At 56.8% G+C, this 389-nt stretch carries 1 protein-coding gene; it reads right to left on the minus strand.

Features of this window, described 5'->3' with window-relative positions:
• The coding region (locus HX855_RS33540) for a transposase (RefSeq protein WP_256736846.1) at nucleotides 1-265 on the minus strand (265 nt) is incomplete at its 3' end.
• Between the last annotated feature and the right edge of the window lie 124 nt (nucleotides 266-389).

Consider the following 389-nt stretch of genomic DNA (forward strand, 5'->3'; position numbering starts at 1 on the left):
CATCGCCGGTGAGCACTGTCTTGCCGCTCTTGCCATTGCGCTGGTTGGTTTCATCCTCCGGGCGCTGCGCGCCCGACGGATAGCCCAAGTGGTGGCCAAGCTCGGCATTTAGGGCTCGTTCAATCAGCGCTTTCTTGAAGGCCGCAGAAGCCTCTTCGATGGCCTCAGCGGTCATCAGCGTTTCAGGGAATTGATCCAGCAGTTCCTTTGGAAGCTTCGGCAGCTCCCGCACCGGTTGGCGCTCAGATTTCTTTTTGGTTGGCATACATGCACCTCTTACTCATGTTATGCCCGAACACAAAATTTCTGACACCCCCAACGGGGGACAAGCCCCCTCGCCACAATAGCCCCTCGCCACAAGTAACAGGCCACCCGTAAAAAACTGGAAC

Source organism: Pseudomonas sp. IPO3778 (genome assembly GCF_013386825.1).
GTDB lineage: Bacteria > Pseudomonadota > Gammaproteobacteria > Pseudomonadales > Pseudomonadaceae > Aquipseudomonas.